This is a genomic window from Primorskyibacter flagellatus (assembly GCF_900176485.1).
In the GTDB taxonomy this organism is placed as follows: Bacteria; Pseudomonadota; Alphaproteobacteria; order Rhodobacterales; family Rhodobacteraceae; genus Primorskyibacter; species Primorskyibacter flagellatus.
The window spans coordinates 44047-51487 of sequence record NZ_FWYD01000024.1 but is presented as its reverse complement, the minus strand read 5'-3'; the positions used below and the strand labels follow the sequence as shown (position 1 = coordinate 51487).

The 7441-nt window shown below is 65.1% G+C and carries 5 protein-coding genes and 1 pseudogene; all 6 read left to right on the top strand.

Features of this window, described 5'->3' with window-relative positions:
- Window positions 1–920, top strand: a 920-nt coding sequence (locus tag B8991_RS18365) for a BREX system Lon protease-like protein BrxL (RefSeq protein ID WP_218673257.1), incomplete at its 5' end; no start/stop codon positions are given.
- Window positions 921–974: 54 nt separating this feature from the next.
- Window positions 975–1076: pseudogene (locus B8991_RS18360) on the top strand (ATP-binding protein); the annotation flags it as partial.
- Window positions 1077–1291: 215 nt separating this feature from the next.
- Window positions 1292–1969 carry an SOS response-associated peptidase gene (locus B8991_RS18355; RefSeq protein WP_084354555.1) on the top strand — a complete coding sequence of 226 codons (678 nt, stop codon included), beginning with the start codon at window positions 1292–1294 and terminating at the stop codon, window positions 1967–1969.
- On the top strand, window positions 1959–2537 hold the full coding sequence (locus tag B8991_RS18350; protein WP_084354552.1) for an ImuA family protein: 579 nt from the start codon (window positions 1959–1961) through the stop codon (window positions 2535–2537). The genes B8991_RS18355 and B8991_RS18350 overlap by 11 nt, the downstream gene beginning before the upstream one ends.
- The gene (locus B8991_RS18345) at window positions 2464–3963 is read left to right on the top strand and encodes a Y-family DNA polymerase (protein WP_084354549.1); all 1500 of its coding nucleotides are present in this window, start codon (window positions 2464–2466) and stop codon (window positions 3961–3963) included. The genes B8991_RS18350 and B8991_RS18345 overlap by 74 nt, the downstream gene beginning before the upstream one ends.
- Window positions 3960–7307 (top strand): error-prone DNA polymerase, encoded by a 3348-nt coding sequence (locus B8991_RS18340; protein ID WP_084354546.1) that lies wholly within the window; start codon window positions 3960–3962, stop codon window positions 7305–7307. The genes B8991_RS18345 and B8991_RS18340 overlap by 4 nt, the downstream gene beginning before the upstream one ends.
- Window positions 7308–7441 lie beyond the last annotated feature (134 nt).

Here is a 7441-nt window from a genome sequence, read left to right as displayed (position 1 = left end):
CTTGTTCATCTTCGCTCCTTAAAGGCTACGATGAACCAGAAACCCTCCGTTGTTCAAATCGCCATATCTGTCCCATAGGTGCTGACGTCAGACACAAGACCATGTCGGGGCTGCTGAAGATCATTTTCCCGGCCGGCGGCGAAAGTGCCGAAGATGTCGAAGAGCTGCTCCAGCTGGCCCTGGAGAGCCGCAAAAGGGTCAAGGACCAGCTGTTGCGGATCGATGCGACCTATCCGAATGTCGATTTCTATTACACTGGAACTGATGGCGAAAAGCGGCGTATCCAAACCGTCGAAGAGCAGGAGTTTCCGCAGTTCTATCACCGAAAACCGGCGCAGGACCCCGGACAGCAGGATGCCCCTGAAACGGACGTGGTTGATGTCGAGCCCGGCGATACGCCTTCCGGGCCGACCAGCGCCCCGAAAAAACCGAAGCCTGAAGAGAGCCATCACGTCTTCGCCGAAAACCGAAAAGGCGTCAGCTACGACCAAATCTTCGGCCCCTATACCGATGGTGCCAGCCGGATTGTGGTCACCGACCCCTATATCCGGTATTTCTACCAGATCAGGAATATGATGGAGCTGGTCGAAATGGTCATCCGGAGGAAAGCGCCGGAGGATCAGGTGGCCATTCATCTCGTGACAGGGCCACATGACGGTGACATTCAGAAGCAGCGTGAGCTCTTGGAAAGTATCACCGAAGCTTGCACCGGATCCGGCGTGGATTTCACTTGGGCATTCGACACCTCAGGCAAGGCCCATGCGCGCGACATCGTGACAGATACAGGTTGGAAAATCGTGCTCGATCGCGGATTGGACATCTTTCAGGCCCCGCTGCGCCGAGAAGGTTTTAATCTTGGAGATCGCTTACAAGAGCACCGCATGTTGAAGGGATTCTATGTTACGTATGTAAGGCAGTAGCGGCCCGAAGCTGCCTTACGAACCACTGGCAATACTGCAGTGCATCTGCCCCAAATCCCGAAGCTCAACAAGATGCAGGTGCTGGAACTCGCCCGCTGCGAATGGATCGAGCGGCACGAGAATGTCATCGCCCTCGGGCCAAGCGGCACCGGCAAGATGGACCTGTCACGCTTTCGTGCCGCCACATAGCCGGTTTTTACTCCGCCATTGACATCCCAAGCTTGTCAGCGGCGGTTTGCCCGGCGCAGGCGATGGCCAAGGCCGTAAGGGATATGAGCCGGGCGTACAGCCATATCCGGTCTGTTCAGAGACACCATGTTCTGCCATTGTTCCGGATCGTAACATCACCTCGACTCCAGCGAGCGCCCCGAATGTGCAATCTTTATTCCCAGACCAAGAGCCAGGACGCGATGCGGCACGTCTTCGATGACCTGCTGGAGGATGGCGAAAGGTTGATCGACGAGACCGGCAACCTGCCAGCGCTTTCGGGCATCTGGCCGGATTATCCGGCGCCGATCATTCGAAGCGGTGCGGATGGATGGCGGCTATGCATGGCGCGCTGGGGGATGCCGACGCCGCCGAAATACCTTGAAGGCAAGAAGACCGACAAGGGTGTCACCAACATCCGCAACGTGGCCTCGCCACACTGGCGCCGCTGGCTGGGGGTGGAACACCGCTGCCTTGTGCCGTTCACCAGCTTTTCCGAGCTTGACCAGCGCCGGGGCGCGCCGCGCAATTCGCCCGTGTGGTTTGCCCTGGGCGAGGAGCGTCCGCTGGCCTTTTTCGCGGGGCTGCGCACGGAGTGGACCTCGGTGCGCAAATTGAAGGAGGGCGAGGTGACGACCGAGCTTTTTGGCTTCCTGACCTGCCCGCCCAATGCGGAGGTAGCCCCGGTGCATCCCAAGGCGATGCCGGTGATCCTCGCGAAACCCGAGGACTGGCGCATCTGGTTGACGGCACCCTCGGAGATCGCGCTGACGCTCCAGCGCCCCCTGTCGGATGGGATGCTCGGAATCGTGGCGGAAGGGGTGCGCGAAGATGGCGGATGAGGCCGCGACATTCGCCCTTGCCCCGGCGCGGGTGCATGAGGCCGAGGGGCCGGGCCGGCGCGCCTTCGCACTCTGGCAGGCGGCGCGGCATGATGGTCCGCTGATCTGGGCGCTGCCCGCCCATGCGCCGCACCTGCCGATGCTGCGCGGTCTGCCCGAGGAGGTGGGCGCGCGGCTGCATGTCATCCGCCCCGGCAGCGAGGTCGATCTTTTGTGGAGTGTCGAGGAATGCCTACGTTCGCCCGGTGTCGCGCTGGTGATCGCCGAGCCTTCAAGCCCGCTGTCGCTGATTGCCGGGCGGCGGCTGCAACTGGCAGCGGAGACAGGGCAGACAACCGGCCTGATGCTGATCCTCGAGGGTCAGGGCAGCAACGCAGCCGAGACGCGCTGGCAGTGTGCGCCGCTGGCGGGCGAAAGCCGGGACTCGACTTTGCACCGCTGGGATCTTAAAAAGAACAAAAAGGGAACTTTAAGATTCTGGACCGCAAATTGGAATGGCAAGACGTCTGCTCTGCATTTGGTTCCCGCGGCTGGCAAGCGAGACCAGTCTGCGGAAACGTCCCGTTGAAGGGGCCTTCGCCCTGATCCACCGGTCAGGGAACGCCGATCATGTGCATTGCCTGAACGTGGCGGCCGAATCGCAGGGACTGCAGCGCGGCATGGCGCTGGCGGATGCGCGCGCGATCTGCCCCGGCCTCGTCACCCGGCCCGCCGATCTGGCGCGCGAGGCGGCGGCGCTCGCGGCCCTGCGGCGGTGGGTGGAACGGTATTCGCCGATGGTGGCGCGCGACGGGGCCGACGGGCTGGTGGCCGATATCACTGGCGTGCCGCATCTATTCGGCGGCGAGGCCGATCTGCGCGGCGATCTGCACGCCCGCCTGACCCGCGCGGGGATGAGTGCGACAAGCGCCATTGCTGAAACCCGCGGTGCGGCCCATGCGCTGGCCCGCCACGGCGAAGGCATCGTGGAGGAAGGCGCGCTGACGGATGGCATCGGTCCTTTGCCTGTCACAGCCCTGCGGATCGACGGCGACACGGCGCAGGCGCTCACCCGCATGGGGCTGAAGCGCATCAGTGACCTGATGGCGCAACCCCGCGCGCCGCTTGCGCGTCGCTTCGGGACTGGTCTGGTGCTGCGGCTCGATCAGGCGCTGGGACATCAGCCCGAGCCCGTCTCGCCCGAGGCGGATCTGCCGCAGTTCAGTGCGCGCATGACTTTTCCAGACCCCATCGGCCTGCAGGCGGATGTGATGAAAGGGCTGGCCCGGCTGCTGGAACGGGTTTGCGTGGCGCTCGCGCAGCATCAGCGCGGCGCGCGGCGTCTGCGGCTGGAATTGCACCGGGTGGATCACGAAACCGCGCAGGTCGAGATCGGTCTCGCGCGGCCGATGCGGGATGCGGGCCGCATCAAGGCGCTCTTTACCAAGGGCGTCGATGAGGTCGATGCCGGCTTCGGGATCGAGGCGCTGCGCCTGACGGCCCATGTGACGGAACGCCTCGCACCTGAGCAGATCGGCCAGGGCCGACCCCTGCGCCAGGAAGACGCCCTAGCCGATCTCTTCTCGACGCTCGGCAATCGGCTGGGATTCGACCGGGTGCTGCGTCTGCTCCCCGCGCAAAGCGACATCCCCGAGCGCAGCTTCATCATCGCCCCCGCCGCCCACAGCGCGCCCGAGGAATCACCGCCGCAGTGCGGCCCGGCACGGCCAATCACCATCTTTCCCCCCGAGCCGGTAACGACACGGGGCGGTGGCAGGCCCGGCCATCCGCCCTCGGCATTTCGCTGGCGGCGCATGGCCTTCACCACCCTGCGCGCCACCGGGCCGGAACGGATCGCGCCGGAATGGTGGTTTGACGATCCCGCCTGGCGCACGGGCCTGCGCGACTACTGGCGGATCGAGACGCGCGAGGGGCCGCGCCTCTGGCTCTTTCACACGCCACAGGCCGCCGCGTGGGCCGCGCAACACTGGTTCGCGCAGGGGGAGTTCGCATGACCACCTATGCCGAGCTGTGCGTGACCTCCAATTTTACCTTCCTGCGCGGGGCGTCGCACCCCGAGGAACTGGTCACCCGCGCAGCCGAACTGGGCCTTGCCGCCATCGCCATCACCGACCGCAATTCGGTGGCGGGCGTGGTGCGGGCATTTTCGGCGCTGAAGGAGCTGGAGCGATTGCGCGAGGAGGCGCAGACCACCGGTGCGCCGCACGACGCGCCGGATATTCGCTCGCGGCAGGTGATGGATCACTCCAGCCGTCAGGCCCTTCGCCTGCGCGAGGACGGCCCGCTGATCCCCGCCGACCGGCCGTTGCCAAAACTGATCGCGGGTGCGCGGATCGTATTGAGCGACAGCACGGTAGACTGGCTTGCCCTGCCCACCGATGCCGCCGCCTGGGCGCGGCTGACGCGGCTCTTGTCCTTGGGCAAGCGGCGCGCCGAAAAGGGCGATTGTCATCTCACGCGCGCTGATCTGCTGGACTGGGGCAAGGATATGGTGCTGATTGCGCTGCCGCCCGACCCTCTGGAGCCATCAAACCCGAGCGATACCGCCCCCGATCTACGCCGGATGCTGCGCGCCTTTCCCGGGCGCTGCTTTCTGGGCGCTGCCCCGCGCTATGACGGGTGCGATCCCGCGCGGCTCGACCATCTGGCGCGGCTTGCGGGAGATACCGGCCTGCCGATGGTCGCGATGGGCGATGTGCTGATGCACCGCGCCGCCCGCCGCCCGCTGGCCGATGTGCTGACCTGCCTCCGGATCGGCTGCACCATCGATAATATCGGCACGCAGCGGCTGACCAATGGCGAGCGCCGGCTGAAATCACCAAGCGACATGGCCCGCATGTTCCACCGCCACCCTGCCGCGATCCGCCGCACGCTGGAGATCGCCGACGCCTGCGCCTTCCGTCTCGACGATCTACGCTATCAATACCCCGATGAGGCCGAGGATGGCGAGCCCGCGCAAACACGCCTCGAACGGCTGGCACGCGACGGGCTGCACTGGCGCTATCCCGACGGGCCGCCCGCAAAGATCACCGCGCGCGTCGACAAAGAGCTGCGACTGATCGACGAGATGGGCTATGCGCCCTATTTTTTGACCGTGCATGATATCGTGGCCTTCGCGCGCTCTCGCGGCATTCTTTGCCAGGGGCGCGGCTCGGCGGCCAATTCGGTGGTCTGTTATCTGCTGGGCGTGACCGAGGTGCCGCCCGAGAGCATCACCCTGATCTTCGAGCGGTTCATCAGCAAGGAACGCGGCGAGCCGCCCGATATCGACGTCGATTTCGAACATGAGCGCCGCGAAGAGGTGATCCAGTGGATCTATGCGCGCTATGGCCGCCACCGTGCCGGTTTGACCGCGACGGTGATCCATTTCCGCTCGCGCGCCGCCATCCGCGAGGTCGGCAAGGTGATGGGATTGAGCCAGGACGTGATCGCGCGGCTGTCGGGGCAGATCTGGGGCTGGTCATCCAGCGCGCCGGGCGAGGACCGCATGCGCGACGCGGGGCTTGATCCCGCCGACAGCCGCGTGGCGCTGGCGGCAAAACTGATCGGCGAAATCATCGGCTTTCCCCGCCACCTCTCCCAGCATGTCGGCGGTTTCGTCATCACCCACGGGCGGCTGGATGAGCTCTGCCCGATCGAGAACGCGGCGATGGAGGACCGCACCATCATCGAGTGGGACAAGGACGATATCGACGCGCTCGGGTTGTTGAAAGTCGATGTGCTGGCCTTGGGCATGCTGACCTGCATCCGCAAGGCGTTTGCCCTGCTGGCCGATCACCGCCAGAAGCACCTCACGCTGGCTGATGTCCCGCCCGAGGACAGCACCGTCTACGACATGCTCTGCCGCGCCGATGCCATCGGGGTCTTCCAGGTCGAAAGCCGCGCGCAACTCAACTTCCTACCCCGGATGCGCCCACGCAAATTCTATGATCTGGTTTGCGAGGTCGCCATCGTGCGCCCTGGCCCGATCCAGGGCGGCATGGTGCATCCCTTCATCAACCGCCGTCAGGGAAAGGAAAAGATCGAGGATCTCGGCCCCGCGCTGATGGAGGTGCTGGAACGCACTTACGGTGTGCCGCTATTTCAGGAGCAGGCGATGCAGATCGCCGTGGTCGCCGCCGGGTTCACGGCCGCCGAAGCCGACCGCCTGCGCCGCTCGCTCGCCACCTTCAAACGCATGGGCACCATCGGTGCCTTTCGCGAGAGGTTCGTCTCGGGGATGCTGGCGCGCGGCCACGGGGCGGATTTTGCCGAGCGCTGTTTCGCGCAGATCGAGGGATTCGGCTCTTACGGGTTTCCCGAAAGCCACGCCGCCAGCTTCGCGCGACTGGTCTATGTTTCCGCCTGGCTCAAATGCCACCACCCGGCGGTCTTCACCTGTGCGCTGCTGAACAGTCAGCCGATGGGCTTTTATGCCCCGGCGCAACTGGTGCGCGATGCGCGCGAGCATAGCGTCGAGGTGCGCCCGGTCTCGGTCAATCACTCAAGCTGGGACTGCACGCTGGAGCCGCGCCCCGACGGCACGCTGGCACTACGGCTGGGGTTTCGCCAGATCAAGGGCATGCGCGAGGAGGATGCCGCCTGGATCGGAGCCGGACGCGGCAATGGCTACCCGGATGTGGAAAGCCTCTGGCACCGCGCAGGTGTGCCTCCCAAAGCGCTGGAGCGGCTGGCCGAAGGCGATGCCTTCGCGCAGACCGGCCTCAGCCGCCGCGCTGCGCTCTGGGCCGCCCGTGCGCTGCGCGCGCCAAAGCCACTGCCGCTGTTCGGCGGCGAGGGCGAAGGTGGAATTGAACCCGAGGTCGCGCTGCCCGACATGACCCTGGGCCAGGAGGTGATCGAGGATTACCTCTCCCTGCGCCTCAGCCTACGCGCGCATCCATTGGAACTGCTCCGCCCTCACTTGCCCGAGAGCACGCCCCATGAGCGCCTGGCGCAAGCCACGGGCCGCACCACCGTGACCGGCCTCGTCATCACCCGCCAGCGCCCCGGCACCGCCTCGGGTGTGGTGTTCCTGACATTGGAGGACGAAACCGGCACTGCCAACATCGTGGTCTGGAAAAAGGTCTATGGCGCTTTCCGCAAGGCCGTCATCGCCGGCCGCCTCCTGCGGGTGACCGGCCGGGTCCAGCGCGAGGGGCAGGTTGTTCATCTGATTGGGGAGAGGATCGAGGATATCTCGCCCCTTCTTTCAACGCTTGGCCAGGGTGCGTCGATTGAGCCGAATGACGGCCGCGCCGACGAGACCCGCCGCCCCGCAGGTGGCAGCATCAGATCGACGGCACACCATCCCCGCGATCAGGCGAAAAAACTGTTCCCGAGCCGGGATTTTCATTGAGAAGCAGAAACAGCCCATGAACGAAGCCGCTCCGCGGCATTGGTGCCTTTGGCTTATGGGTGAGTCGGCCATAGCTGTGCGCGTTTTGTGATCTGGCTGACCTGATTGACGATTGGAGTTTCTCAATCGTCAAT

Coding starts and splice junctions, on each gene's coding strand:
- B8991_RS18355 (WP_084354555.1), top strand. CDS start 1,292: ATGTGCAATCTTTATTCCCAGACCAAGAGCCAGGACGCGATGCGGCAC.
- B8991_RS18350 (WP_084354552.1), top strand. CDS start 1,959: ATGGCGGATGAGGCCGCGACATTCGCCCTTGCCCCGGCGCGGGTGCAT.
- B8991_RS18345 (WP_084354549.1), top strand. CDS start 2,464: ATGGCAAGACGTCTGCTCTGCATTTGGTTCCCGCGGCTGGCAAGCGAG.
- B8991_RS18340 (WP_084354546.1), top strand. CDS start 3,960: ATGACCACCTATGCCGAGCTGTGCGTGACCTCCAATTTTACCTTCCTG.